25 protein-coding genes are annotated in these 25070 nt (G+C 72.7%); 12 read left to right on the forward strand and 13 right to left on the reverse strand.

Annotated features, from left to right (window positions below):
* Positions 1-35: 35 nt before the first annotated feature.
* Positions 36-1409 carry an FAD-dependent oxidoreductase gene (locus O7607_RS17480; protein WP_269704285.1) on the reverse strand — a complete coding sequence of 458 codons (1374 nt, stop codon included), beginning with the start codon at positions 1407-1409 and terminating at the stop codon, positions 36-38.
* 41 nt (positions 1410-1450) lie between these two features.
* Positions 1451-2599 carry a carboxylate-amine ligase gene (locus O7607_RS17485; protein ID WP_269707007.1) on the reverse strand — a complete coding sequence of 383 codons (1149 nt, stop codon included), beginning with the start codon at positions 2597-2599 and terminating at the stop codon, positions 1451-1453.
* 206 nt (positions 2600-2805) lie between these two features.
* Between O7607_RS17485 and O7607_RS17490 the strand changes: the two genes are divergently transcribed.
* The 4 genes from O7607_RS17490 to O7607_RS17505 all read left to right on the forward strand — a co-directional run bounded on the left by O7607_RS17490 (position 2806) and on the right by O7607_RS17505 (position 7169).
* Positions 2806-3081 (forward strand): DUF6412 domain-containing protein, encoded by a 276-nt coding sequence (locus O7607_RS17490; RefSeq protein ID WP_269707008.1) that lies wholly within the window; start codon positions 2806-2808, stop codon positions 3079-3081.
* A gap of 132 nt (positions 3082-3213) precedes the next feature.
* The gene (locus O7607_RS17495; RefSeq protein ID WP_269704288.1) at positions 3214-3960 is read left to right on the forward strand and encodes a YidC/Oxa1 family membrane protein insertase; all 747 of its coding nucleotides are present in this window, start codon (positions 3214-3216) and stop codon (positions 3958-3960) included.
* 77 nt (positions 3961-4037) lie between these two features.
* Positions 4038-5462 (forward strand): carbohydrate-binding protein, encoded by a 1425-nt coding sequence (locus O7607_RS17500; RefSeq protein ID WP_269704290.1) that lies wholly within the window; start codon positions 4038-4040, stop codon positions 5460-5462.
* A gap of 141 nt (positions 5463-5603) precedes the next feature.
* Positions 5604-7169: a cellulose binding domain-containing protein gene (locus tag O7607_RS17505; protein WP_269704292.1), complete on the forward strand. Its 1566-nt coding sequence runs from the start codon at positions 5604-5606 to the stop codon at positions 7167-7169.
* A gap of 13 nt (positions 7170-7182) precedes the next feature.
* Here the strand turns inward: O7607_RS17505 and O7607_RS17510 are convergent, their stop codons facing one another.
* Together O7607_RS17510 and O7607_RS17515 are read right to left on the reverse strand one after the other, a co-directional pair.
* Positions 7183-7845: a DedA family protein gene (locus tag O7607_RS17510; RefSeq protein ID WP_269704294.1), complete on the reverse strand. Its 663-nt coding sequence runs from the start codon at positions 7843-7845 to the stop codon at positions 7183-7185.
* A 70-nt stretch (positions 7846-7915) separates the two neighbouring features.
* Positions 7916-8509: a DUF1349 domain-containing protein gene (locus O7607_RS17515; RefSeq protein WP_269704296.1), complete on the reverse strand. Its 594-nt coding sequence runs from the start codon at positions 8507-8509 to the stop codon at positions 7916-7918.
* 53 nt (positions 8510-8562) lie between these two features.
* Between O7607_RS17515 and O7607_RS17520 the strand changes: the two genes are divergently transcribed.
* Together O7607_RS17520 and fabG are read left to right on the forward strand one after the other, a co-directional pair.
* Positions 8563-10215 (forward strand): alpha-amylase family protein, encoded by a 1653-nt coding sequence (locus O7607_RS17520; RefSeq protein ID WP_269704298.1) that lies wholly within the window; start codon positions 8563-8565, stop codon positions 10213-10215.
* A 61-nt stretch (positions 10216-10276) separates the two neighbouring features.
* A complete protein-coding gene (gene fabG, locus O7607_RS17525) occupies positions 10277-11035 on the forward strand; it encodes a 3-oxoacyl-ACP reductase FabG (RefSeq protein WP_013288301.1) in 759 nt (252 codons plus the stop codon).
* Between the two features lie 25 nt (positions 11036-11060).
* Here fabG and O7607_RS17530 read toward each other — a convergent pair whose 3' ends face one another.
* Together O7607_RS17530 and O7607_RS17535 are read right to left on the reverse strand one after the other, a co-directional pair.
* The gene (locus O7607_RS17530) at positions 11061-11477 is read right to left on the reverse strand and encodes a hypothetical protein (protein WP_269704300.1); all 417 of its coding nucleotides are present in this window, start codon (positions 11475-11477) and stop codon (positions 11061-11063) included.
* Positions 11470-11880 carry a hypothetical protein gene (locus O7607_RS17535; RefSeq protein ID WP_442929489.1) on the reverse strand — a complete coding sequence of 137 codons (411 nt, stop codon included), beginning with the start codon at positions 11878-11880 and terminating at the stop codon, positions 11470-11472. The genes O7607_RS17530 and O7607_RS17535 overlap by 8 nt, the downstream gene beginning before the upstream one ends.
* A 131-nt stretch (positions 11881-12011) precedes the next feature.
* Here O7607_RS17535 and O7607_RS17540 point away from each other — a divergent pair, with 131 nt between their 5' ends.
* Positions 12012-12908, forward strand: coding sequence for a Gfo/Idh/MocA family protein (locus O7607_RS17540; protein ID WP_269704302.1), 897 nt, complete (start codon positions 12012-12014; stop codon positions 12906-12908).
* Between the two features lie 59 nt (positions 12909-12967).
* Here O7607_RS17540 and O7607_RS17545 read toward each other — a convergent pair whose 3' ends face one another.
* Entirely contained in the window at positions 12968-13165 is a 198-nt protein-coding gene (locus O7607_RS17545) for a DUF2795 domain-containing protein (protein WP_043328589.1), read from the reverse strand.
* Between the two features lie 117 nt (positions 13166-13282).
* Between O7607_RS17545 and O7607_RS17550 the strand changes: the two genes are divergently transcribed.
* Positions 13283-14539, forward strand: coding sequence for an erythromycin esterase family protein (locus tag O7607_RS17550; RefSeq protein WP_269704304.1), 1257 nt, complete (start codon positions 13283-13285; stop codon positions 14537-14539).
* 35 nt (positions 14540-14574) lie between these two features.
* Here the strand turns inward: O7607_RS17550 and O7607_RS17555 are convergent, their stop codons facing one another.
* From O7607_RS17555 to O7607_RS17565, 3 genes are all read right to left on the reverse strand, one after another.
* Positions 14575-16755, reverse strand: coding sequence for an MMPL family transporter (locus tag O7607_RS17555; protein ID WP_269704306.1), 2181 nt, complete (start codon positions 16753-16755; stop codon positions 14575-14577).
* Between the two features lie 28 nt (positions 16756-16783).
* Positions 16784-17329 (reverse strand): TetR/AcrR family transcriptional regulator, encoded by a 546-nt coding sequence (locus O7607_RS17560; RefSeq protein WP_269704308.1) that lies wholly within the window; start codon positions 17327-17329, stop codon positions 16784-16786.
* A gap of 91 nt (positions 17330-17420) precedes the next feature.
* Positions 17421-18011, reverse strand: coding sequence for a PadR family transcriptional regulator (locus O7607_RS17565; RefSeq protein ID WP_269704310.1), 591 nt, complete (start codon positions 18009-18011; stop codon positions 17421-17423).
* Positions 18012-18067: 56 nt separating this feature from the next.
* Here O7607_RS17565 and O7607_RS17570 point away from each other — a divergent pair, with 56 nt between their 5' ends.
* Entirely contained in the window at positions 18068-19246 is a 1179-nt protein-coding gene (locus O7607_RS17570; RefSeq protein ID WP_269704311.1) for an FAD-dependent oxidoreductase, read from the forward strand.
* Between the two features lies 1 nt (position 19247).
* On the opposite strand, the gene O7607_RS17575 is transcribed toward O7607_RS17570, so the two are convergent.
* Entirely contained in the window at positions 19248-19649 is a 402-nt protein-coding gene (locus O7607_RS17575; protein ID WP_269704313.1) for a winged helix-turn-helix transcriptional regulator, read from the reverse strand.
* Between the two features lie 89 nt (positions 19650-19738).
* On the opposite strand from O7607_RS17575, the gene ligD reads away from it, so the two are divergent.
* The gene (ligD, locus tag O7607_RS17580; RefSeq protein WP_269704315.1) at positions 19739-20698 is read left to right on the forward strand and encodes a non-homologous end-joining DNA ligase; all 960 of its coding nucleotides are present in this window, start codon (positions 19739-19741) and stop codon (positions 20696-20698) included.
* Positions 20699-20710: 12 nt separating this feature from the next.
* On the opposite strand, the gene O7607_RS17585 is transcribed toward ligD, so the two are convergent.
* On the reverse strand, positions 20711-21442 hold the full coding sequence (locus tag O7607_RS17585; RefSeq protein WP_269704316.1) for a DUF1275 family protein: 732 nt from the start codon (positions 21440-21442) through the stop codon (positions 20711-20713).
* Between O7607_RS17585 and O7607_RS17590 the strand changes: the two genes are divergently transcribed.
* Positions 21435-21875, forward strand: a complete 441-nt coding sequence (locus tag O7607_RS17590) for a hypothetical protein (RefSeq protein ID WP_269704318.1) — start codon at positions 21435-21437, stop codon at positions 21873-21875. The two genes, O7607_RS17585 and O7607_RS17590, sit on opposite strands and share 8 nt — an antisense overlap.
* Positions 21859-23010 carry a cupin domain-containing protein gene (locus O7607_RS17595; RefSeq protein ID WP_269704320.1) on the forward strand — a complete coding sequence of 384 codons (1152 nt, stop codon included), beginning with the start codon at positions 21859-21861 and terminating at the stop codon, positions 23008-23010. The genes O7607_RS17590 and O7607_RS17595 overlap by 17 nt, the downstream gene beginning before the upstream one ends.
* Before the next feature lie 40 nt (positions 23011-23050).
* Here the strand turns inward: O7607_RS17595 and O7607_RS17600 are convergent, their stop codons facing one another.
* A complete protein-coding gene (locus O7607_RS17600; protein ID WP_269704322.1) occupies positions 23051-25048 on the reverse strand; it encodes a helix-turn-helix domain-containing protein in 1998 nt (665 codons plus the stop codon).
* Positions 25049-25070: the final 22 nt, after the last annotated feature.

The following is a 25070-nucleotide window of genomic DNA, read 5'->3' on the forward strand; positions in this document are numbered from 1 at the left end:
TTCCTCTACCGGAGGCGTTAACAGGGGGCCCTTCCTTACGCGGCGGCGAGGGCGTCGACGGCCTTTCGGGCCGCGATCAGCACCGGGTCCCACACCGGGGCGTACGGCGGCGCGTACCCAAGGTCGAGCGCGGTCATCTCGTCCACCGTCATGCCGTTCCAGAGCGCCACCGCGAGCGCGTCGATCCGCTTGGCCGCCTCGGACCACCCGACGATCTGCGCCCCGAGCAACCGTCCGCTGGGCCGCTCGGCGAGCAGCTTTACGGTCATCGGCCGCGAGCCCGGGTAGTAGCCGGCCCGGTTCGTCGACTGGGCCAGCACGGTGACGAACTCGAAGCCCGCCTCCCGCGCGTCCCGCTCGCGCAGCCCGGTGCGGCCCACCTCCAGCTCGCAGACCTTGGTGACGGCGGTGCCGATGACGCCGGGGAAGGTGGCGTACCCGCCGCCGATGTTGATGCCCGCTACCCGGCCCTGCTTGTTGGCGTGCGTGCCGAGCGGGATGTGCACGGGCATGCCGCTGACCCGGTGCAGGGACTCCACGCAGTCGCCCGCCGCCCAGACGCCCGGTACGCCCGGCACCCGCATCCGGCGGTCGGTCCGGACCGCGCCGGACGGACCGATCGGCAGGCCGGCGGCCTCGGCGAGCCCGATGTTGGGGCGTACCCCGAGGCCCAGCACCACGACGTCGGCCGGCATCGGCCCCTCGTCGGTGACCACCGCGGAGATCCGGCCGTCCCGCTCGTCGAGGCCGGTGACGGTGAGGCCGGTGCGGACGCCGATGCCGGTGCCGCGCATCGCCTCGGCCACCAGCTCGCCCATGTCGGGGTCGACTGTGGACATCGGCTGGTCGGCCTGCTCCACCAGCTGCACCGAGAGCCCGCGTTGCACGAGCGCCTCGGCCATCTCGACGCCGACGTAGCCGCCGCCGACCACCACCGCGTGCCGGGGCCGGGGCTCGCGTTCGAGCCAGTCGATCAGCGCCGCCCCGTCGTCCAGCGTCTGCACGCCGAACACCCCGGCCACGTCGTCGCGTGCCCAGTCCGGCTGCACCGGGGACGCGCCGGTGGCGTACACCAGGGTGTCGAAACCGGCGCGGACCTCGCCGCCGCCGTCCAGGTCGCGTGCGATCACCTCGCGGCGGTCCAGGTCGATGGCAGTGACCTCGTGCCGGGTACGGACCTCGATGCCGAACTCGTCGCGGAAGGTCGCCGGGTCGCGCGCGACCAACTCGTCCCGATCCTCCACCAGGCCGCTCACCCAGTAGGGGATGCCGCAGGCCGAGTAGGAGGTGAAGTGCCCTCGTTCGAATGCGACGATCTCCAGGTCGGACCGGTCGCGGCGGCGCCGCGCCTGCGACGCCGCCGACATGCCGGCGGCGTCGCCGCCGATGACGATCATGCGCTCGGCCACGTCGCCCATCCTGTCACGCCGGGCCACGGCCGCGTGGCCGCTCAGCCACGGGTCTGCCGCGCCACGTCCGCGACCACGTCGACGAGGTTGCCGGTACGTTCGAACACCGCCCGCTGCCGCGCCGCGCCGCTGCCGTGCCGGCGCAGCCCGCCCAGCAGATCGGTCACCCGGTCCAGGTCGCCGTGCCGTTCCAGTTCCGGGCGCAGCCGGTCGACCAGCCGGTCCAGCAGCTCCCACGCCGGGCGCAGCTCACCGTCGGTGAGGTCGACGCCCTCGCCCTCCAGCCCGTCGTGGGCGGCCCGCCAGTGCGCCGCCACGAGCAGGTGGTGGTCGGTGTTGACGGCCGGACGGCCGGCGTCGATGTCGGTGAGCGCTGTCGCGACGAGCGCGCGGACCAGCGCCGCCACCAGCACCGCGTCGTCCACGGAGGGGCAGACGTCGCCGATGCGGATCTCCACCGTGGGGTACTTCGCGGAGAGCCGGGCGTACCAGTAGAGCATCCCCTCGTCCAGCATCACGCCGCTGGCGATGAGCTGCCGGATCAGCCGCTCGTAGTGCTCGTGCGACTCCAGGTACGGGGTGGGCGCGACGGACGGCCAGCGCTCCCACTCCACCGAGCGCCAGCTCGCGTACCCGGTGTCCTCCCCCCGGGAGAACGGGGAGTTGGCGGTGGCCGCGTGCAGGATCGGCAGCCAGGGCCGGACGTGGTTGAGCACCTGCACGCCGGTGTCCGGGTCGGGAATGCCGACGTGCACGTGCATGCCGTTGTTCCCGGGGCCGGGCACCAGCAGCCGGAACCGCTCGATCATCCGGTCGAAGCGCGGCTTGTCCACCACCGGCGGCACCGGCCCGTCGACCGGCCCGGTGCCGATCGCGAGCAGCCGTACGCCGGCCCGCTCGGCCGCGTCGGCCAGCTCGGCGCGCAGCATCGACAGCGAGTGCCGGATCGAGGACAGGTCCAGTCCGGGCGGGCTGCCGATCTCGATCTGGCTGGTCTGGAACTCGCGTTCCACCTGACCGCGCAGCTCGGCCGGCACCTGCTCCATCACCAGGTCGACGGCGGGTACGGCGGTCCCGGTGTGCGGGTCGGCGAGCAGGAACTCCTCCTCGACGCCGACCGTCAGCAGGTCGGTTCCGCCCGGTGCGGCGCTCCGCTCCCGCTCCGCCACTGAGCCACTCATCGTCACCACCGTCTCCTCCGGACCGCTCACGGCACCGTGCCGCGGGGTCGAGAGCCTGTTACCCACCGTGTCCGTTTCGGGAAACGTGCCGGTGGGCGTGTCGGTGCCGGTTCGCCCGTTCGGGGTCGCGTGCGGGGCCGGCCGAGCGTCGGATCGGCGTGCGCGCAGGGGCCCCGGTGCGTGACACGGCGGGCTAGGGTGGGCTCGTGACAGGGATGCTGGCGGTGCTGACGGGGGCGTGGGCCTACGCCCTCACCCTGTTCGCCGACCGGCCGGCCGGGCTGCTCGCCGGTGCGGCGGTCGTCGCCGCGCTGCTGCTCGCGACCCTGCTCGCGCTGCGCGTCCGCGCGCTGCCCACGCCGCCCGGCACCCGGTTCGCCGCCGCACTACGGGCCCGCGCCCGCCGTCGTGGGGTGCCCCGGCAGGTCGACCCGGACGCGCCGGGGCGTCCGCGCCCCCGCGCACCCGGCCTGCGCCCCTCGGCCGCGTAGCCACCTCCTTCCGGCCCGCGCCGGCGGGCCGCCGCTCTCTCCCCGGCTTCGCGGCCGATTCCGTCGTCATCCGTCCCGCCGCGCGCACGTCGCCGCCCGGGACACCCGGAATCGCCATCGAGGGGTCCACCCATGCTCGCCTTCGCACCGTTGCACTCGGCGGCCTCGGCCGCCGCCACCGTCGTCACCTGGCTCGCCGACGTGCTCGCCCCGCTCACCGGCGGCGCCGCCACGGCGGCCGCCATCGTCCTGTTCACCGTCGCCGTCCGGCTGCTGATCTCGCCGCTGACGGTGGCACAGGTCCGCGGGGAGCGGCGTCGCACCGCGCTCGCCCCCGAGGTACGGGAACTCCAGCGCCGGTACGCCGACGACCCGTCCCGCCTGCAGAGCGAGGTGTTCGCGCTCTACCGCAACGCCGGGGCCAGCCCGGTCGCGGGCTGCCTGCCGGCGCTGTTGCAGGCGCCGTTCTTCCTTGTCATGTACCGCCTGTTCGCCACCGGTGACGGCGCGCCGCAGCTGCTGGGGGAGCGGCTGGCCGGCGTACCGCTGGGGTGGCACCTCGGCGACGGGCTGTCCGGTCCGGTGCTGCTCGTGTTCGGGGTGCTGCTGGCCGCGCTGCTCGCGCTGGCCTGGTGGTCGTCGCGGCGGATGCGCCGGGCGGCGGCCGCCACCGGCACGGTGGCCGGGACGCCCACCGAGGGCCCGGGCGCGGCGGTGCTCGGGCGGCTGTTGCCGCTGCTGCCGTACGGCACGGTGCTGGTGGCGCTCGTGGTGCCGCTGGCGGCGGTGCTCTATCTGGTCACCACCACGGCGTGGACCGCGCTGGAGCAGGTGGTGCTGCGCCGGCCGCAGCCGGCGGCGGCCATCGACAAGCGTTGACAAATGCGGGGGCGGGCGCGTAGAAATCGCTCTCAGAGAGCGCTCTCCCGGACCCGTCCCCGCAGAGAGGCACCCCGATGAACCCGATCCCGGCGGCTGCGGCCGCCCCCGCCACCGTGCCCCGACCACGCCGCCGGCTCGCCCTGGCCGCCGGCGTCCTCGCGCTCACCACCGCGCTCGCGGGCGTCTCGATGACCGCCCAGGCCGCGGTGCCCCCGACGCCGTCCGGGTGGAACCTGGTGTGGAGCGACGACTTCACCGGCTCCGCCGGCACGCTGCCCTCGTCCGCCAACTGGATCATCGACACCGGCACCAGCTACCCGGGCGGCCCGGCCAACTGGGGCACCGGCGAGATCCAGACCTACACCTCCAGCACCGCCAACCTGGCCCACGACGGCTCGGGCAACCTGCGCATCACGCCGCTGCGGGACTCCGCCGGCCGCTGGACCTCGGCCCGGATCGAGACGGTGCGTTCGAACTTCAAGCCGCCGACCGGCGGCGTGCTGGCCTTGGAGGGCCGGATCCAGATGCCGAACGTGACGGGGGCGGCGGCGTCCGGGTACTGGCCGGCGTTCTGGGCGCTCGGCTCGCCGTACCGGGGCAACTACCAGAACTGGCCGGGCATCGGCGAGTTCGACGTGATGGAGAACGTCAACGGGATCAACTCGGTCTGGGGCGTGCTGCACTGCGGCGTCGCGCCGGGCGGCCCGTGTGGGGAGTTCAACGGCATCGGCGCGTCCCGGGCCTGTCCGGGCAGCACCTGCCAGTCGGCGTTCCACACCTACCGGTTCGAGTGGGACGCCTCGATCAGCCCGCAGCAACTGCGCTGGTACGTCGACGGTCAGCTCTTCCACACCGTCGGGCAGAACCAGATCGGTGAGCCGTACTGGAGTCAGATGACCAACCACGCCGGCTACTTCCTGCTGCTCAACGTGGCGATGGGCGGCGGCTTCCCGGACGGCGTGGCCGGCTCGGCGACGCCGACCGCGTCGACCGTGCCCGGCCGGTCGATGCTCGTCGACTACGTGGCCGTCTACACCCGCGGTGGCGGGAGCAACCCGTCGCCGACGCCGACCACGCCGCCACCGGGCGGAGTGCGTGACGCCTACTCGACGATCCAGGCCGAGTCGTTCAACGCGCAGAACGGCGTGCAGGTGGAGACGTGCGCCGAGGGTGGCCAGGACATCGGCTGGCTCGCCAACGGCGACTGGGCCCGCTACGACAACGTCGACTTCGGCTCCACGCCGCCGCGCGACTTCGTGGCCCGGGTCGCCTCCGGCGCGGCGTCCGGGGTGAGCGGGCTGGTGGAGGTCCGGGTGGACAGCCCGACCGCGCCGCCGATCGGCAGTTTCGCGGTCGGCAACACCGGCGGCTGGCAGACCTGGCGCTCGGTGCCCGGCAACGTCAGCGCGGTGACCGGGCGGCGCACCGTCTACCTGACGTTCAGCAGCGGTCAGCCGTCCGACTTCGTCAACGTCAACTGGTTCACCTTCCGCCGCTGAGGCCGGTCGGGACGCGGCCCGGGCCTCGGTCCGGGTCGCGTCGAACCGGTGCTGGACAGAAACAGTTAACACTCTTAATAATAGGCGCACGTCGACGGTTGTGAATCCCTCTCCACCCCCGCCCGTCCCCTGGAGGACGCCGTGAGACTCCGCCCCCGCCTGGCGACGCTCGCCGCCGCGCTGACCACCGCCGTGGTCGCCGGTGCCCTGCTCGCCGCCCCGCACGCCTCGGCCGCCACCGCGGCCTTCGTCCGCACCTCCAGCTGGAGCAGCGGGTACGAGGCCCGGTTCACCGTCACCAACGACAGCTCCGCCGCCATCTCCTCGTGGAACGTCCAGTTCGACCTGCCCGCCGGCAGCGCGCTCGGCTCGTTCTGGGACGCCCGCCTCACCACCTCCGGCCAGCACGTCACCGCCGTCAACCAGTCCTGGAACGGCGCGCTCGCCCCCGGTGCCAGCACCAGCTTCGGCTTCGTCGTCAGCGGCACCGGCGACCCGGTGAACTGCACCGTCAACGGCGCCTCCTGCACCGGCGGCGGCAACCCCGGCAACCCGGGCGCGCCCGCCACCCCCGGTGGACTGCGGGTCACCGGCACCACCGCGTCCTCGGTGTCGCTCGCCTGGAACGCGGTCTCCGGCACCGTCACCGGCTACCGGGTGTACGAGGGCAGCACCGTCAAGGCCACCGTCACCGGCACCTCGGCCACCGTCTCCGGGCTGGCCGCGTGCAGCGGGCACAGCTACACGGTGACCGCGTACAACGGCAGCGGCGAGTCGGCGAAGTCGGCGGCGGTAGCGGCCACCACCAGCGGCTGCACCGGTGGCGGCGGCGGTGCCATGGCCGCCGCGCCGTACCTCTACCCGGGCTGGGGCGACCCGCCCGCGCCCGCCACGGTGATGGGCGCGACCGGGATCAAGTGGTTCACCATCGCGTTCGTGCTCTCCGGCGGCGGCTGCACCCCGGCCTGGGACGGCACCGGCCCGCTGACCGGCGGCACGCACGCGGCCACCATCGCGGCGATCAAGGCGGCCGGCGGCGACGTCATCCCGTCCTTCGGCGGGTGGAGCGGCAACAAGCTCGGCCCGAACTGCTCGACCGCCGCCGCCCTGGCCGGCGCGTACCAGCAGGTCATCAACGCGTACGGGCTGAAGGCGATCGACATCGACATCGAGAACAGCGACGAGTTCGAGAACGAGGTGGTGCAGGACCGCATCCTGGACGCCCTGAAGATCGTCAAGCAGAACAATCCGGGGATCAAGACCATCATCACGTTCGGCACGTCGACCACCGGGCCGTCGTACTACGGCACCCGGCTGATCAACCAGGCCGCGGCCAAGGGCACCGGGATCGACGTGTTCACCATCATGCCGTTCGACTTCGGCGGCGGCGCGAACATGTACCAGAACACGGTGAACGCGGCCGAGGGCCTGAAGACCGCGCTGCGCAACGCGTTCGGCTGGTCCGACGCCACCGCGTACGCGCACATGGGCCTGTCCGGCATGAACGGCCTCTCCGACCAGCAGGAGCTGACCTCGCCGGCCACCTGGACGCAGATCCGCGACTGGGCCAAGGCGCGCGGCCTGGCCCGGTTCACGTTCTGGTCGGTCAACCGGGACCGGCCCTGCCCGGGCGGGGGCGTGGTCGCCAACTGCTCCGGCATCGCGCAGAACACCTGGGAGTTCACCGGCATCACCGCCGGATTCTGAGCCCGCGCGGCGGTCAGCGCCCGGTGGTCACCGACTGCCGGGCGCGCCGCCGGCGCACCTTCTTCACCGCCCAGCTGACGATCATGAAACCGAAGACGGCGAAGATCGCGTAGTTGAACCACGAGCTGTACCTGTCGACGTCCTCCCACCGCGACCCGAGAGCGAACCCGGCGCCGACGATCAGGGCGTTCCACACGCCGCTGCCGAGCGTGGTGAGCAGGATGAACTCGCCCAGCGGCATCCGGTTGGCGCCGGCCGGGATCGAGACCAGGCTGCGCACCACAGGCACCACCCGGCCGATCAGCACCGCCCACCGGCCGTGCCGCTCGAACCAGCGGTCGGCCTTCTCCAGATCCTCCAGGTCGACCAGCGGAATGTGGTCCAGCCAGCGCTTGAGCCGGTCCTCGCCGAGCGCCGCGCCGAGCCAGTAGAGCACCAGCGCGCCGAGCAGCGAGCCGACTGTCGCGGCGACCACGATCAGCACCACGTTGAACCGGCCCTCGGCGGACAGGTAGCCGGCCATCGCCAGCACGATCTCGCTCGGGATCGGCGGGATGATGCTCTCCAGCGCCACCAGCAGCGCCACACCGACCGCGCCGAACGAGTCGATCACGCTCGCCACCCACCCGGTCAGCCCGGTGAACTGGTTCGGGTCGACGTCCTGGGCCAGGGCCATGGCGGTCCTTCCACGCGAGAGCCGGAGATCCGGAAGTGTTACCCGGACCGGCTGCCGCCACACCTGTGACTCAGCCCTCCGGGTGCAGCGCCGCGTCCGCCGGACCCCGCCGCCAGCCGGTGAAGCGGACCACCAGGCCGCCCCGGCTGGGCGAACAGCAGTACGGCCCGGCCGACGCCTGCGCCGCCGGATCGAGCGGGGCGACGCGGACCAGCCGCCACGGCTCGTCGTCACACCGGGCCCGTACCGTCAGCGCGTCGCCGGCCCGGCTCACCCGGACCGTGACCTCACGGCCCGACCACTGCGGCACCGGCGCGACCGACCAGTCGGAGAACTCGTCGGTGACCACTGCTCCGACCTGCGGGACGCCGTCGCTCACCTCGACCCCGGCCTTGGTCCACCGCCGCTCGTCCACCCGGACCAGCACGCCGGCCTGGTCGAACTGGGCCGCGTAGTCGAGCAGGAACGACACCTCCACGGCGCTGTCCACGCCGAACGGCGCGAGCAGCGCCGAGCCGTCGTCGTGCACGAAGCCGTAGCTGGTGCGCCGCCAGAAGTCGCTGCCGCCGCGCGGCTCGACCAGCAGGCCGCGACCGTCCGGCTCGGCCCGCTCCGGCGGGTTCAGCCAGGTGCCGGCGGACCAGTCGTACGCCTCCTCGCTCATCGGAGCACCGTACCGGGTTTGCCGCCGCGCGCGTTCGGAGAAGTAGTCCTCGCATGGGTGACAGGTGGTATCAGGAGGCGGTCGTCTACTGCCTCGACGTGGACACTTTCGCGGACTCCGACGGCGACGGGGTGGGTGACTTCCAGGGCGTGATCGGGCGCCTGGACTACCTGGCCCGGCTCGGGGTGACGTGCCTCTGGCTGAACCCCATCCATCCCTCGCCGAACGAGGACGACGGGTACGACGCGACCGACTTCTACAACGTCGACCCGCGACTGGGCACCCTCGGCGACTTCGCCGAACTGCTGCACCAGGCGAGCAACAGGGGCATCCGGGTGATCATCGACCTGGTGGTCAACCACACCTCCGACCAGCACCCGTGGTTCCAGTCCGCCCGCTCCTCGCCGGATTCGCCGTACCGGGACTGGTACGTCTGGGCCGACCACGAGCCGGCCGACCGCCACCAGGGCATGGTGTTCCCGGGCGAGCAGCACGAGACGTGGACGTACGACCGGACCGCCAAGGCGTGGTACTACCACCGCTTCTACAAGTTCCAGCCGGACCTGAACATCGAGAACCCCAAGGTCCGCGCGGAGATCAAGAAGATCACCTCGTTCTGGCTCCAGCTCGGCGTCTCCGGCTTCCGGATGGACGCCGTGCCGTTCATCATCGAGCGCACCGAGCCGGGCAACCCGAACTCACCCAAGGACTTCGACTTCCTCACCGACCTGCGCCAGCACGTGCAGTGGCGGCGCGGCGACGCGGTCCTGCTCGCCGAGGCGAACGTCGAGCCGGACGAGCTGCCCGTCTACTTCGGTGACGGCAGCGGCTCGGGCAACCGGATCCACATGCTGTTCGACTTCATGCTCAACGGCCGGCTGATGCTCGCCCTGGCCCGGGAGGACCCGGAGGTGATCATCGAGGCGTTGCGCGACACCCCGAAGCTGCCCACCGGCGGCCAGTGGGCCACGTTCCTGCGCAACCACGACGAGATCGACCTGTCACGGCTCACCGCCGACCAGCGCAACGACGTGCTGGCGAAGTTCGGCCCGGACGAGAACATGCAGCTCTACGGCCGGGGCATCCGCCGCCGGCTGGCGCCCATGCTCGGCAACGACCGCCGGCACATCGAGCTGGCGTACTCGCTGCAGTTCTCGCTGCGTGGCACCCCCGTGCTGCGCTACGGCGAGGAGATCGGCATGGGGGAGGACCTGTCGCTGGACGGGCGCGACGCGATCCGTACCCCGATGCAGTGGTCGTACGCCGACAACGCCGGCTTCTCCACCGCGGAGCCGGAGAAGCTGGTCCGCCCGGTGATCGACAAGGGCGAGTACGGCTACCAGAAGGTCAACGTCACCGCCCAGCGCAAGGACCCGCGCTCGCTGCTCGGCTGGTTCGAGCGGATGATCCGGACGCTGCGGGAGGCACCGGAGACCGGCTCGGGCAGCACCACGTACATCGATGTGCCGATGCCGTCGGGCGTGCTCGCGCACCGGGCCGACGGGCGTACCGGGACCATGGTCTTCCTGCACAATCTCGGCACCGAGGACGTGGAGGTGGACCTGAGCACGCTGGCGCCGGAGGCGGACCTGCCGATCGACGTGCTCAGCGACCGCAACTACGAGGACGTGGGCAAGCTCGACCGGCTCAAGCTCGGCGGGTACGGCTACCGGTGGATCCGGCTCTGCCGGGGACACGAGCGGTAGGGGGCGGCGTACCGGCGGGTTAAGCTCCTTCGATCGAGCCACAAGTTACCGGGAGGTAAGCATGTCGGAGGAGCCCCGCGTCGCCATCGTCACCGGAGCCGCACGCGGCATCGGCGCCGCGACCGCCCGCCGGCTGGCGGCCGACGGCATGGCCGTAGCCGTGGTCGACATCGACGAGTCCGCCACCAAGGAGACGGTGGACGCCATCGGCTCGGCCGGCGGCCGGGCGCTGGGTGTCGGCGCCGACGTGTCCGACCGGGCCCAGGTCGAGGCCGCAGTGGAACGGATCGCCGCCGAACTGGGCGCACCGACAGTGCTCGTCAACAACGCGGGCGTGCTGCGCGACAACCTGCTGTTCAAGATGACCGAGGGCGACTGGGACACGGTCATGGGCGTGCACCTGCGCGGGGCGTTCCTGTTCAGCCAGGCCGCGCAGAAGCACATGGTCGAGGCGAAGTGGGGCCGGATCGTCAACCTGTCCAGCACGTCCGCGCTCGGCAACCGGGGCCAGGCCAACTACTCGGCCGCCAAGGCCGGCCTCCAGGGCTTCACCAAGACGCTGGCGATCGAGCTGGGCCCGTTCGGGGTGACAGTCAACGCGGTCGCGCCGGGCTTCATCGTCACCGACATGACCGCTGCCACCGCGGCCCGGATGAAGGTCGACTTCGACGACCTGCAGAAGCACGCCGCCGCCGAGATCCCGGTCCGCCGTCCCGGCCGCCCGGAGGACGTGGCGCACACCATCTCGTTCCTGGCCAGCGAGGGCGCGTCCTTCGTCTCCGGCCAGGTCATCTACGTCGCCGGCGGTCCGAAGGACTGATCGGCCCGACCCGGCGCGGGCCCGCTCAGGCGGGGTCGCGCCGGGTGCGCCACAGCCAGAACAGGCCGAGTACCGGCAGCACCAGCGGCACGTAGCCGTAGCCGCTGCCGAAGTCGGACCAGACCGTCTCGTCCGGGAACAGCTCCTTGTCGGCGATGCTCAGCACACCCACCCCGAGCACCCCGACCAGTTCGACTGTGCAGCAGGCCAGCGCGACCCGGCGGCCGGCGTGCCCGGCCCGGGCCAGCCCGACCGCCGCCACGATGTAGATCAGTGCCGCCACCGCGGAGAGCAGGTACGCCACCGGCGCCTCGTCGAACTTCGTGGCGATCTGCAAGCTCGCCCGCGAGGTCGCGGCGATGGCGAAGACGATGTAGACCGCGATCAGCAGCCGGCCCGGTCCGCGGTTGGTGGCGCGCTGCTCGGTCGTGGACTCAGCCACCGAGGACCTCCCAGGTCTGCTGCAGCCGTACCGCCACGACCGGCGTGACCAGGCAGATCGCGCAGACGATGCCCGAGCCCCAGCGGGTCGGCTCCATCCGGGCCAGCACCCAGGCCAGCGGCGGCAGGCAGACGAGCGTCGCCAGGTAACCGAAGAAAGCACCCGGCTCGCCCGGCCGCTCCCCGCCGCCGAGCGCGACGAGGGCCGTCACGGTGAGCGCGAGCAGCGCCACCTCCAGCACGGCCAGGCCGACGAACTGGATCCGGTCCGGCGGCCGGTGGCGTACCGCCGCCACCAGGGCCCAGACGGCGACCGCCAGCGAGATCACGATCGCGACCGTGGCGAGCGGCCCGTCCACCGGAGAGGCGGCTGCCGCACTGGTCGTCGACACGGTGTCGTTCACCGGCACAGCCTACTAATCCGTGTAGTAGCGGCTCGCCCGCCGGGTCGGGGCGCGCCGGACGGGTCCGGCGACTAGCGTGGATCACGGTCCCGGCGTACGCCGGTGGCGGACGTGGACGGCAGGGGGTCGGGGTGCGGTTCGGGTTGTTCGGCACTGGTTACTGGGCGGCGGAGACGCACGCCGCGGCCATCGAGGCACACCCGCGGGCCCGGCTCGCCGGTGTCTGGGGGCGGAACCCGGCGAAGGCGGAGGAACTGGCCACCCGGTACGGCGTACCGGCCTTCACCGACGTGGACGCGCTGATCGACGCCGCCGACGCGGTCGCGGTGGCGCTCCCGCCGGACGTGCAGGCCGACATTGCCGTCCGGGCCGCCACCGCCGGGCGGCACCTGCTGCTGGACAAGCCGCTGGCGCTCGACCTCGCCGACGCCGACCGGGTGGTCGACGCGGCGCAGGCGTCCGGGGTGGCCTCGGTGGTCTTCTTCACCCAGCGTTTCCACCCGAACGTGACCGGCTTCCTCGCCTCGACCGCGGCGGCCGGCGGCTGGCAGCACGCCCGCGCCACCATGTTCGCGTCGATCTTCCAGCCGGGTAACCCGTACGGCGACTCGACCTGGCGGCGGGAGCGCGGTGCGCTCTGGGACATCGGCCCGCACGCGTTGTCGCTGATCCTGCCGGTGCTCGGCCGGGTCACCCGGGTCGCCGCGATGGACGGCCCGAGCGGCCTGGTGCACCTGCTGCTCACCCACGACGGCGGCGCGACCAGTTCGCTGTCGCTGACCCTGGACGCGCCGTCCGAGGCGGTCACCCGGGACTTCGTCTTCTTCGGCGAGAACGGCACCGAGACCGTCCCGCCCGGCGGCGGCAGCGCGCTCCAGGCGTTCGGCGCCGCGCTCGACCAGTTGCTGGAGGAGGTCGACGCCGGCACCCGCGACCACCGCTGCGACGTGCGGTTCGGGCGCGAGGTGGTGGCCGTGCTGGACGCCGCGCAGACCGCCCGCGCCCAGGCCCGCACCGTCGAGCTGTAAGGAAGGGCACCTTATCAACGCCTCCGGTAGAGGAAGGGGCCCTTCTTGACACCCGTCGGTCAGGCGCCGGCCAGGGTGACGATCGCCTCGCCCAGTTCGGTGGGGGACTGGAACTCCTCGGCCGGCAGGGATCGCAACGCCTGGAGCGCCTCGGTGCTCGCGCCGTTCTCCTGGCCCCAGCGGACCAGGTCCTCCCGGGAGACCGGGTAGTCCAGCCCGGCCAGGAACTCCTGCAACTGCGCGCCGGTGACGGTCATGCCGCCCGGCTACCCGCTGAGCCCGGCGGCATTCCCGCCGCCGGCCCGGAGCCGGCGGCGGGAATGCCGCTCCCGGCCCCGGCGGTTTGCCCCGGCGGGCCCCGGGTAGCCGCGGACATGCTGGTACAGCGGCTCGGCGCGCCGAGCGACTTCGACCCCTTGCTGGACCGCGTACGGGACGCCCGGGTGGTGATGATCGGCGAGGCGACGCACGGCAGCTACGACTACTACCGGCTGCGGGAACAGCTGACCCGGCGGCTCATCGCCGAGCAGGGCTTCGACTTCGTGGCGGTGGAGGGGGACTGGCCGGACTGCGACCGGGTGCACCGATCGGTGGTGGGAGCGCCCGGCGGTCTGGCCGATCCGCTCGTCGCGCTGGAACGGTTCGAACGCTGGCCGACCTGGATGTGGGCGAACGCCGAGGTGGCCCGCTTCTGCCGCTGGCTGCGGGCGTGGAACCTGGAATGCCCCGAGGGGGAGCGGGCCGGTTTCCACGGCCTGGACGTGTATTCCCTCTGGGAGTCGATGCAGGCCATCTTCGACTACCTCGGTGAGGAGGACCCGGCCTCGCTGGAGGCGGCCCAGGAGGCGTACCGCTGCTTCGAGCCGTACGGCAAACGGGTCGAGGAGTACGGGATGGCCAGCCGGTTCGTCTCCGCGCGGTGCGAGGAGGAGGTGGTACGGCTGCTGGCGCGTACCCGGGAACAGGCCGCCGCGGACGGCCCGGACCGCTTCTCGGCCTGGCAGAACGCGGAGGTGGTGGCCGGCGCGGAACGGTACTACCGGTCCATGGTCGGCGGCGGCCCCGAGTCGTGGAACGTCCGCGACGTCCACATGGCCGACACGCTCGACCGGCTGCTGGACCGGTACGGGCCGGGCTCGCGGGGGATCGTGTGGGCGCACAACACGCACGTCGGCGACGCCCGGGCCACCGACATGGCGGCGGACGGCATGGTCAACATTGGGCAGCTCGGCCGGGAACGGCACGGCCGGGACGCGGTGGCACTGATCGGCTTCGGCAGCTGGCACGGCAGCGTGGTCGCCGCGCCGCGCTGGGGCTCACCGGCCGAGACGATGGTGGTGCCGCCGGCCCGGGAGGGTTCGGTGGAGCATCGGCTGCACGAGCTGATGCCGGACCGGGCGGTGCTCGTGTTCGGCGGCGACGACCAGCCGGAATGGGTGACCGGCGAGGCGGACCACCGGGCGATCGGGGTGGTGTACGACCCGAGCTTCGAGTCCTGGGGCAACTACGTGCCGACCCGGCTGGGTGAGCGCTACGACGCGTTCATCTGGTGCGACGAGACGACGGCGTTGCACCCGCTGCCGGCGCGCGTGACGCCGGGCGAGATGGAGACGTACCCGGCGGGGGTGTGACCGGGTGGGGCCCCGCGGGGCCCCACCCGTGCGGCTCACACGTTCGCGTGCTGCTTCTCGGCGAGGTGGGCCCGCAGGCCCTCGCCCTCGACGTCCACGTTGGGCAGGATCTTGTTCAGCCAGCGCGGCAGCCACCAGGCGGCGTTGTTCAGCAACGACATCACCGCCGGCACGATCGTCATCCGGACCACGAACGCGTCGATGGCGACACCGATCGCGAGCGCGAAGCCCATCGACTTGATGATCGGGTCCTCCAGGAAGACGAAGCCGCCGAACACCGAGATCATGATGAGCGCGGCGGCGGTGACCACCCGGGCGCCGTGCCCCATGCCGTTGATGGTGGCCTGCTGAGCCGTGTCGCCGTGCACGAAGTCCTCGCGCATCCGGGAGACCAGGAAGACCTCGTAGTCCATGGCCAGGCCGAACAGGATGCCGATGAGCAGGATAGGCAGGAAGCTGACCAGCGGGGCCGGGGTGTCCAGGCCGACCAGGTCGGCCAGGTGGCCCTGCTGGAACACCGCCACGGTGATGCCGAATGTGGCCGCCACGGTGAGCAGGAAGCCCAGCGCCGCCTTGACCGGCACCAGGATCGACCGGAACACCAGCATCAGCAGCAGGATCGACAGGCCCACCACCAGCAGCAGGTAGACCGGCAGCGCGTCGGAGAGCTTCTCCGACACGTCGATGCCGACCGCGGTGACGCCGGTGAGCAGCACGTCGGCGTTCTGGATGCCGGAGACCTGCTTACGGATGTCGTGCACCACCGTCTCGGTGGCCTCGTCGGTCGGGCCGGACTTCGGGATCACCCCGATCAGCGCGGTACGCCCCGACGGGTCGACCTGCGGCGGGGCCACCGCCAGCACCCCGTCGGTCTTCTGGACCAGAGCGGTCACCTGCGGGATGGCGGCCTGGGTGTCCTGCGGCGAGTCGGCGGTCACCACGACCGCGAGCCGGCCGGTGAAGCCGGGGCCGAAGCCCTCGCGGATCAGGTCGCTGCTGACCCGGGCCGGGGTGCCCTCGGCGGCGGCGGACGCGTCCGGCAGCGCCAGGCGCATGTCCTGCGCCGGGATCGCGAGCAGGCCGAGGCCGAGCAGGCCGACCAGGATCACCGGGATACGGAACCGGGTCACCCACCGCGCCCAGCGGAAGCCGAAGCCGGAGCGGTCCTCCGAGCCGGTGGCCGGGTCCTCGACCGCCTTGCGGTCACGCAGCTTGCGCGGCAGCACCTTGTGGCCGGCGAAGCCGAGCAGCGCCGGGGCCAGCGTGATCGCCACCAGCACGGCCACGGTGACGGTGCCGGCGGCGGCCAGGCCCATCACGGTGAGGAACGGGATGCCCACCACGGCCAGGCCGGCGAGCGCCACCACGACGGTCGCGCCGGCGAAGACCACAGCCGAACCGGCGGTGCCGACCGCGCGGCCGACCGCCTCCTCCGGGGAGAGTCCGTCGAGGAGGTTCTGCCGGTGCCGGGAGGTGATGAACAGCGAGTAGTCGATGCCGACCGCGAGGCCGAGCATCAGCGCCAGGATCGGCGCGGTGCTGGTCAGTTCGACCGCGCCGCTGAGCGCGAACAGACCGGCCATGCCGACGCCGACACCGATCAGCGCGTTCAGCATGGTCATCCCGGCCGCCACGAGCGAGCCGAACGTGATCACCAGGACGATCGCCGCGACCAGCACGCCGATCGCCTCGGTCGAGCCGACCTCCGGCTCACCGTTGAGCACCTCGCCGCCGGGCGCGATCTGCCAGCCCTGCGTCTCGGCCTGGGCGCCGACCTTCTCGTACGCCTCGCGCTGCTCGTCGGTGACCTCGTCCGCGCCGCCGGCGAACTGCACCTGGATCAGCGCGTACCGGCCGTCCGGGGTGAGGGCCTGGGCCTGGTACGGGTCGACCGCGCCGACCACGCCCGGGAGCGTGGCCGCCTCCTCCGTGACCTGCTTGACCACGGCCTGTCCGGCGGGCGTGGTCAGCGCGCCGTCCTGTGGCGCCTTGATCGCGATGGTGCCGGTGGCGCCGCTGGCCGCCGGGAAGCGGTCGGCGAGCAGGTCGATCGCCTTCTGCGACTCGGTGCCCGGCATGGTGAAGTTGCTCGCCGTCGGGCCTCGCAGCGTGGCCGCGGCCAGGCCGAGGCCGACGAGTACGACGAGCCAGACGACGGCGACGAGTCGCCGCCGGCGCAGGGATGCCCGGCCGAGCCGGTACAGCAGGGTCGCCATGGACCTTCCTTGTCCTCGCAGAAACGGATCAGGTGGTGACTTCGAGCGCGCGGTACGCCACGGCGAGCAGCGCGGGTCGCAGCTGGTCGCCGGGGATGTCCAGGAACTCGCCGCAGGTCTCGGCGATCCCGGCGAGCACGACGAGCGCCGCGACGCGTGCCTCCGGGCGATCGGAGAAGCCGGCGAACGCGGCGACCAGTTGTTCGGAGATCTGCTGGATGTGGGCGAACGCGGGCTGCTGGAGCAGGTCGGGGAACTCTCCCCGCAGCAGCGCGATCTCCCGGCGGAAGCGGACCGCCAGGTCGACGAAGCCGTCCGCGGCGACGCGCTGGGCCTCGGCGCCGGTGTGTGCGGCGATCCGGACGTCCAGTTCCTCCAGCATGGTGATGGCCGGTGCCATCAGCTCGCAGAGCAGGGCTTCCTTGCTGGCGAAGTGGTAGAGCACCGTCGCCTTGGAGCAGCCGACGTCGCGGGCGATGTCCTGCAGTGAGGTGCCCTTGTATCCGGTGACGGCGAACCGGCGAGCGGCAGCGGCCAGCAGCTCGTCGTGGGTGGCGGGGGTGGGTCGCGCCATGTCATCCAGCATGCCTGACCGATCGGTCAGGTGCTGACCGATCGGTCAGATCCGCCGCGTGGCGTTCGCCACAACGGCACGTTCCCGCAGGTCAGGCCGGTGTCCCGGTCCAGTCGGCGAGCCATTCACCGGACCAGGTGAGCGCGCCGGAGCGCAGGTCGGCGACGAGCGCGCGTACCCAGTCCAGTTCGGCGCGGAGCAGCGTCAGTTGGTATTCGTCCTCGACCAGGAAGAGCCGGGGGAGTTGTACCCCGGCCAGCGCCGCCTCACGCTCACGCAACCGTGCCTCGATGGCGCCGGCCCGCTGGTCGAGCCGCCGGGCCGCCTCCTCGGGCGGCAGGATCGGCAGGAACGACAGCGCGGCGGGGAACTCCGGGAACTCCCGGGCGGGGGTGGCGAGCGCGTCGGCGAGCCACCCGTCGAGCGTGCTCCGGCCGGCCGGTGTGAGCGCGTACACGATGCGCTCCGGCCGCCCCTCCTCGCGCCTGGTCTCGGCCACCCGGATCAGCTCGTCGCGGCGCAGCCGCTCGATGGTCTGGTAGATGCTGTTGCGCTGCGCGACGTTCACCACGTCGTGCTTCTCCCGCTCCCGGATGAGCTGCTGCATCCGGTACGCGTGCATCGGCTCCTCGACCAGGAGGGCCAGCACCATCATCGCCAGCGGCGAGCGACGAACCGTCATGGCCCCACCCTAGGTGCCCTCTGCCGCGCCATAGTCATTTTATGTATAGTCATGGCATGACTAAAGCTGTCGTCGTCGGTGCCGGACTGGCCGGCCCGGTCGCCGCCATGGCGCTGCGGCGCGCCGGCATCGACGCTGCGGTGTACGAGGCGTACCCGCGGGACGCGGTCGGAGTGGGCGCCTTCCTCACGCTCTCGGCAAACGGGCTCGACGCGCTGCGCGCGATCGACCTCGACGACCTGGTGGCCGGGCTCGGACACCCGACACCCCGGATGCTCATGCACAACCACAGGGGACGCCGGCTCGCCGAGTTCGGCGCCCCCGGCAGCCGTACCGTCGGGCGTTCCGACCTCTACCGCGCGCTGCGCGACGAGGCGCTGCGCCGGGGCGTCGAGTTCGTCCACGGCGCGCGCCTGACCGGCGCCGACCCGACCGACGGCGGTGTGGCCGCCCGGTTCGCCGACGGCCGCACCGCCCACGGTGACCTGCTGGTCGGCGCCGACGGGCTGCGCTCCCGGGTCCGCGCGCTGATCGACCCGGCCGCCCCCGCGCCCCGCTACGTGCCGCTGCTGAACGCCGGCGGCTTCGCCCGCGGGCTGCGCCTGCCCGACGAGCGCGGCGTGATGCAGATGATGTTCGGCCGGCGCTGCTTCTTCTGCTGGATCGTGGTGGGGGAGGACGAGGTCTGGTGGTTCGCCAACCCGCCGCAGCCGGACGAGCCGAGCCGGGAACACCTCGCCGCGATCGGCCCGGACGAGGCCCGGTCCCGGCTGCGCGCGCTGCTCGCCGGCGATCCGGGACCGGCGACGACGATCCTCGACCACACCGCGCGGATCGAGTACGGCTGGCCCACGTACGACCTGCCCTCGGTGCCGGTCTGGCACCGCGACCGCATGATCGTGATCGGCGACGCGGCGCACACCGCCGCCCCCTCCTCCGGGCAGGGCGCGGCGATGGCCTTCGAGGACGCCGTCCAGCTCGCCCGCTGCCTGCGCGACCTGCCGGACGTGCCGGCCGCGTTCCGGGCCTACGAGCGGCTGCGCCGCGACCGGGTGGAGCGGGTGGTCGCGCAGGGACGGCGGACCAGCACCACGAAGGTCGCCGGACCGGTCGGGCGGCTCGTCCGGGACCTCGGCATGCCGCTCGCCGCCCGATACCTGGCGCGTAACGGCGGCGCCGCCCAGGCCTGGCTGTTCGGCCACCACATCGACTGGGCGCAGCGGGTGGAGGGCTGAGTCAGGCCGGCGGGTGGCCGTGCCTGCGGTCGTACGCGGCCCGGGCCGCGCTGATCGCCTCCCGGTGCCGCTCGGCCCAGCTGGTCAGCGCCACCAGCGAGTCGTGCAGCTCCCGGGCCATCGGGGTGGCCGTGTACTCGACCTTCGGCGGCACGCAGGGGTGGACGTGCCGGTTCAGCAGCCCGTCCCGCTCCAGGTTGCGCAGCGTCAGTGTGAGCATCCGGCGGCTGATCCCCTCCACCCGGCGCTCCAGCTCGGTGAAGCGGACCGGGCCGGCCGAGGCGGCGATCAGGATGCCGATGGCCCACTTACCGCCCACCCGGTCCAGCGCCTCCCGCACGGTGCAGGCGTTCGCCTGCTCCGCCGGGCCGGACCCGCACCGGTTCGCCTCCTGCTCGCCCACGCCTCGATCGTCGCAGGTGCCGGCCACCGGAGCGCGCCGGGCACCGTGTCGGGGTTGCCGAGCCGGGCCCGGCCCGGGAAGGTGGTCCGATGGGTGCCGCCGACGAGACCCGGGCCGGAGTGTCGCTGACCAACCTCGACCAGTCGCTGTTCGACGGCGCCGGGGCGACGAAACGCGACCTGGTCGACTACCTCGACGCGATGGCTGACCGGATCCTGCCGGAACTGCGGGACCGGCCGCTGTCGGTGCTGCGGGTGCGGCCCGGCCAGGAACCGTTCATGCAGAAGAACCTGCCGAAGTACACGCCCGACTGGGTACGCCGCACCGAGGTGTGGGCGGAGGCGTCGCACCGGCGGATCTCGTACGCGCTCTGCGACGACCGCCGGACGCTGCTCTGGTTCGCCAACCAGCGTGCCGTGGAGTACCACCCGACGCTCGCCCCCGCCGGGCAGTCCGAGCACCCGACCCACCTGGTGCTCGACCTCGATCCCCCGGAGGGGGACGCGTTCGGTGCCGTGGTGCGGGTCGCGCTGCTGGTGCGGCAGGCGCTCGCCGACGCCGGGCTGGCCGGCGCGGTGAAGACGAGCGGCGCCAAGGGGCTGCACGTGATCGTGCCCGTGGACCCGGCCACCACGGCGGAGGAGGCCGCCGCCGCGACCCGGGCGCTCGCCGCCCGTACCGAACGGCTCGATCCGGCGGCCGCGACCACCGCGTTCATCGTCGCCGACCGCGGCGGCCGCGTCTTCGTCGACTCCACCCGGGCGTACGGGGCGACTGTGGTGGCCGCCTACAGCCCTCGGATCCGGCCCGGCGCCCCGGTGTCGTACCCGGTGGGCTGGACCGACCTGGAGTCGGCGAGCCCGGCCGACTTCACCGTGCGGACCGTGCCCGCTCTGCTGGGCGACCGGGATCCCTGGGCGGAGGCGCTGCCCGCGCCGCAGCGCCTGCCGGCGGACCTGGTCGAGCAGGGACGGACCATCCCGGTGGCCCGGGTGCAGGCGATGCACGAGGGCAAGCGCCGCGCCAAGGCCCGCCGCGAAGCCGGCTGAGGCCGGTCCCCGTCAGCGCCGCCGGGTCACCGCCGCCGGCGGGTGCTTGCCCCAGGTGGACGCGACGAGCACCACGGCCAGGCCCCAGGTGACGATCATCGTCCAGATCGGGCGGGCCTCGGTGGCCGCGCCCACGAACCCACCGATCGCGTAGCTGACCAGGCAGAGCAGGCCGGTCGCGGCGAGCCGCCCGGCCGCGGCCCGGCCCTCCGGCTCGAACACCCAGTCCGCGATGCCCTTCGTCGTCCGCAGCACGGTTCCGGTCTGGTACGACGTGGCGGTCTGCACGCCGAACGTGCGGACGATCAACCCGCCGAGGATGCCGACCGGGAACGCCAGCAGCGCGGTCAGGACCGTGCGCTCGGTCATCGAGTCGCGCCCCGAGTCGAGCGACCGGTCCACCAGCCCCCAGAGCACGAGCAGCGCCAGCATGGCGAGCAGTTCCATGCCCGGCGGGGTGAGCGGACCGGCCGGACGGAGGCGGCGGATACCGGCGCCGAGCAGACCGCCGAGGCCGAACGCGCCAAGCGACGCCACCGCGGCCGGCCAGGGCGGAAAGTGATCGGCGGCCCCCATTCCGACGAACGCCACGTTGCCGGTCTGAATACCCACGAACACCTTGTACCTGAGGAACGAGAAAGCGTCGACAACGCCGGCGAGGCCGGTGGCGAGCGCAAGTGCCAGAAGCGGTACGTGGAAGTCGTATTCCCCTACCCGCCAGCGATCCTCAGCGTCGTTGGGCATCGCCCTCCCTACCCCCGGCTGCGCCCGTGAAACCGTGGGGGCACGCGATGCGGGAAAGTGCCGGGAAAAGTGTTTCCTGTCGTTTCCGGTGAATGGCGCGATCGCGTTATTCACCATCGGCATCCGGTTCGGCAGCATCGCAATTGCGTCTCGACGGCGAGACTCGAAGCCGAAGGAGGCCGAGCGCATGTTCGTGCTCCCCGTCGCCAGAATCCGCGTCACGTTCTATTCGATCGCGGCCCTGGCCGTCGCCGGAGTCGCCACTGATGCTCCGTTCTGGAGCATCGCGGCGTCGCTGTTCCTCTGTGTCGCGATTCCGCTCGCGGTGGCCGTTCAGAGCCCGGAGCACCTGCGGGCGTTGTTCGTCCCGTCCCGGGCCACCGAGCCGGCGGCCCTCACCCGGAAGGACATCCGTCATGCCCAGATCCACTGACTCCGTCGGCAAGGGATCGGCGAAGGACCACTCGATGGTCGGCACCGTTCCGCGCAACCCGGCGATCGACGACACCCACCCGGACCTGGTGAACCCGCCGTCGACCGACCACGGCCTCATGCCGAACCTGGTGTTCCCGTTCTCGCTGGCCCACACCCGCCGGGAGAGCGGCGGCTGGACCCGGGAGGTCACGAACCGCCTGCTGCCGATCGCCCACGACCTGGCGATCGTGAACATGAAGCTCGACCCCGGCGCCTACCGGGAACTGCACTGGCACATCCAGTCCGAATGGGCCTTCATCCTGTCCGGCAGTTGCCGGATCGCCGCTGTGGACCAGGAGGGGCGCAACTTCCTGGAGGACGTCAAGGCCGGGGACCTCTGGTATTTTCCGGCCGGCATCCCGCACCACATCCAGGCCCACGACGAGGGCGTGGAGTTCCTGCTCGTCTTCGACGACGGCTGCTACTCCGAGGACGGAACGTTCCAGGTCACGGACTTCTTCGCGCATGTGCCGAGGGAGGTCATCGCCAAGAACTTCGGCTGGACGATGCAGCAGATGGCCAACTTCCCGCCCGAGTCGGAACGCTACATCTTCCCGGGTCAGAGCCCGCCACCGCTGGCCGAGGACCGGGTGTTCAGCCCCACCGGCGACGTGCCCCGGACGTTCAAGCACAGCCTCCTCGCGCAGACGCCGGAGAAGTTCGAGGGCGGCAGCGTACGAATCGCCGACTCGAGCAACTTCGCCGCGGCGATCACCACCACCGCCGCGCTGGTGGAGATCGAGCCCGGCGCGATGCGGGAGCTGCACTGGCACCCGAACGGCGCGGAGATGCAGTACGTGATCTCGGGCAAGGGACGCATGGGCGTCTTCGCCAACCACGCCACCGCGCGCACCTTCAACATGGAGACCGGCGACGTCGGCTACGTACCGATCTCGATGGGCCACTACATCGAGAACATCGGCGACAAGCCCTTCGTCTACCTGGAGCTGTTCCGGACCGCGAAGTTCGAGGACGTGTCGCTCGCGCAGTGGCTGGCGAACATCCCGCCGGAGGTGGTCGCCGACACGATCAACGTGCCACGCGAGCTGGTCGAGGCGCTTCCGAAGACGAAGAGCCCGCTGCAACGGCACTGAGAACGACGGCTGAGCGCGGACGCCACAGGGTCGTCCGCGCTCAGCCGTCCTCCCGGGACTCCCATACCAGCGCCAGCTCCACCCGGTTGCGGACACCGAGCTTCGCGTAGATCGAGCGCAGGTGGGTGTCGACGGTGTGGAACGAGACGAACAGGTCCCGGGCCGCCTCCTGCTTCGTCATGCCGACCGCGAGCAGTTCGGCCACCCGTACCTCGGCGGGCGTCAGCGCGGCCACGGCCGGACGGCGGGCCTCGTCGCCCGCCGGGCCGTCGTGCTCCCGTGTCCCGCCGGCACCCATCCGGGTGTACATCGCGTCGGCCTCGGCCAGCAGGTCGAACGTCTCGGCCGGCGGCAGCCCGGGCGAGCGCGCCAGGTCGTACAGCGCGTCGGCCAGGGCCGGCCGGGCGGAGGTGGTGCGCAGCAGCCGTACCGCCGCGCGCAGCGCCGCCGGATCGCCGGTCAGCAGCCCGTCGACCTGGTGCGCCACCCCGCGCCAGAGCGCGTTGTTCGTCGTCCCGGCGGCCCGCTTCAGGTGGTCGGCGAGGGTCTCGGCCCGCTGCCGGTCACCGAGCGCCAGGGCCGCGCGCACCAGTCGCGGGCCGTGGTGCGGCACCAGCAGCAGGGGAGCCACCGAGCGGTCCGGCACGGCGAAGGCGGCGCCCAGCAGCGCGGCGTGCCGGCCCGGTTCCGGGTCGCTGGCGGCGGCGCAGCCGAGCCGAAACCACTGCATCTCGTCCGGCCAGCCCACGGCGGGGCGTTCCCCGGCGAGCAGCTCCCGGGCCGCGGCCACCTCACCCCGGCGCAGCAGCACCTCCACGACCGTGGCGAGCAGGTCCACCCGGGCCTGCGCCGGCAGGGCGCCACCGCGTTCGGTAAGCGCGAGACGGGCCCGGACCTCGGCCTCGGCCAGCTCACCTGTGGTCAGCCGCAGGACGCAGTCCAGCGCGGTCACCAGCGGCTGCGCCACCGCACCGAGCGTGTCGATCTCCGTGGCCACGCTGTCGAGCGCGGTCGCCGCGTCGACGTACCGGCCGAGCGCGATCTGGTTCACCACCCGGTCGACGCGCAGGAAGATCGCCTGGGCGCGGGCGACGGGCTCGCCCGCGTCCACCTCCCGCAGGATCCGCGCGGCGCGGGGCAGGTCGCCGGCGGCGGTGGCCCGGGACGCATGCGCCAGGGCCAGCCGGATACCGCCGCCGGGGGAGGGGCTGCGCTCGTGGGCCCGCTCCGCCGCCGCCACCAGCTCGGCGGCGTCGGGGTGCCCGAACCGGGTCGCCTGCGACGCCAGCATGGTGAGCGTCCAGCTCCGCCCGGCGGCGTCCAGCTCCTGGTTGAGCGCCTGCCCGAGGTACGTCAGGGACAGCGAGGGACGCTGCGTCGCGTAGTAGGCGCCGAGCCGCCCGAGCAGCATCGCCCGCTGGCGTGGCCCGTACCTGTCGACCGCGACCTCCCGGTGCAGCATGCGCAGCGTCTCGTCCACCCGGCCGGCCAGGTAGAGGTTGTCGGCGACGTCGACCAGCCAGGCCAGGCGCTCGTCGGCCGGGCCGGGCGGGGGTGTGGCGAGCAGCAGATCCGCGGCGAGGCTCGGACCGACCGCCGCGTCGGCCGCCAGCCGGGCGGCCAGCGCCCGGGCGGACCGGCTCACCGCCGGGAGCACCAGGAGGAGCTGCCGGGCGGCCTGGGCGGGACGCCCGGCGTCGGCGAGCACCTCGGCTGCCGCTTCGCGCAGGCCCTGGCGCACCGAGGGCGGCGTGTCCCGCAGGACCTCGTCGCGCAGCGCGATCGAGGCCAGCCGCAGGCCGGCGGCGGTGTCGACGAGGAACCCGCGGGAGATCAGCTCCTCCACCGTCGCGCCGGCCGGCTCGTCCGGCGTGGTGCCGGTGCGGGTGGCCACCGCTTCGAGGAACCACAGACCGCAGGGGGCGTCCGCGACGGCGACGCCGCGCAGGACCCACCGCTGCGCGGTGGTCAGCGAGGAGGGTACGCCCGTGTGCATCTTGGGGCGGTTGGTCAACGGCGTCTCGGGCAACTGGCTCACCTTCGCAGGTGCTGAGGTTCGA

Source organism: Micromonospora sp. WMMA1949, assembly GCF_027460145.1.
Taxonomy (GTDB): Bacteria; Actinomycetota; Actinomycetes; order Mycobacteriales; family Micromonosporaceae; genus Micromonospora.

What these genes read in the sequence shown, in the direction of transcription:
- O7607_RS17490 (WP_269707008.1), top strand. Translation starts at nt 2,806, where the DNA reads ATGCTGGCGGTGCTGACGGGGGCGTGGGCCTACGCCCTCACCCTGTTC.
- O7607_RS17495 (WP_269704288.1), top strand. Translation starts at nt 3,214, where the DNA reads ATGCTCGCCTTCGCACCGTTGCACTCGGCGGCCTCGGCCGCCGCCACC.
- O7607_RS17500 (WP_269704290.1), top strand. Translation starts at nt 4,038, where the DNA reads ATGAACCCGATCCCGGCGGCTGCGGCCGCCCCCGCCACCGTGCCCCGA.
- O7607_RS17510 (WP_269704294.1), bottom strand. Translation starts at nt 7,845, where the DNA reads ATGGCCCTGGCCCAGGACGTCGACCCGAACCAGTTCACCGGGCTGACC.
- O7607_RS17515 (WP_269704296.1), bottom strand. Translation starts at nt 8,509, where the DNA reads ATGAGCGAGGAGGCGTACGACTGGTCCGCCGGCACCTGGCTGAACCCG.
- O7607_RS17520 (WP_269704298.1), top strand. Translation starts at nt 8,563, where the DNA reads ATGGGTGACAGGTGGTATCAGGAGGCGGTCGTCTACTGCCTCGACGTG.
- fabG (WP_013288301.1), top strand. Translation starts at nt 10,277, where the DNA reads ATGTCGGAGGAGCCCCGCGTCGCCATCGTCACCGGAGCCGCACGCGGC.
- O7607_RS17545 (WP_043328589.1), bottom strand. Translation starts at nt 13,165, where the DNA reads ATGACCGTCACCGGCGCGCAGTTGCAGGAGTTCCTGGCCGGGCTGGAC.
- O7607_RS17550 (WP_269704304.1), top strand. Translation starts at nt 13,283, where the DNA reads ATGCTGGTACAGCGGCTCGGCGCGCCGAGCGACTTCGACCCCTTGCTG.
- O7607_RS17555 (WP_269704306.1), bottom strand. Translation starts at nt 16,755, where the DNA reads ATGGCGACCCTGCTGTACCGGCTCGGCCGGGCATCCCTGCGCCGGCGG.
- O7607_RS17560 (WP_269704308.1), bottom strand. Translation starts at nt 17,329, where the DNA reads ATGGCGCGACCCACCCCCGCCACCCACGACGAGCTGCTGGCCGCTGCC.
- O7607_RS17565 (WP_269704310.1), bottom strand. Translation starts at nt 18,011, where the DNA reads ATGACGGTTCGTCGCTCGCCGCTGGCGATGATGGTGCTGGCCCTCCTG.
- O7607_RS17570 (WP_269704311.1), top strand. Translation starts at nt 18,068, where the DNA reads ATGACTAAAGCTGTCGTCGTCGGTGCCGGACTGGCCGGCCCGGTCGCC.
- ligD (WP_269704315.1), top strand. Translation starts at nt 19,739, where the DNA reads ATGGGTGCCGCCGACGAGACCCGGGCCGGAGTGTCGCTGACCAACCTC.
- O7607_RS17585 (WP_269704316.1), bottom strand. Translation starts at nt 21,442, where the DNA reads ATGCCCAACGACGCTGAGGATCGCTGGCGGGTAGGGGAATACGACTTC.
- O7607_RS17595 (WP_269704320.1), top strand. Translation starts at nt 21,859, where the DNA reads ATGCCCAGATCCACTGACTCCGTCGGCAAGGGATCGGCGAAGGACCAC.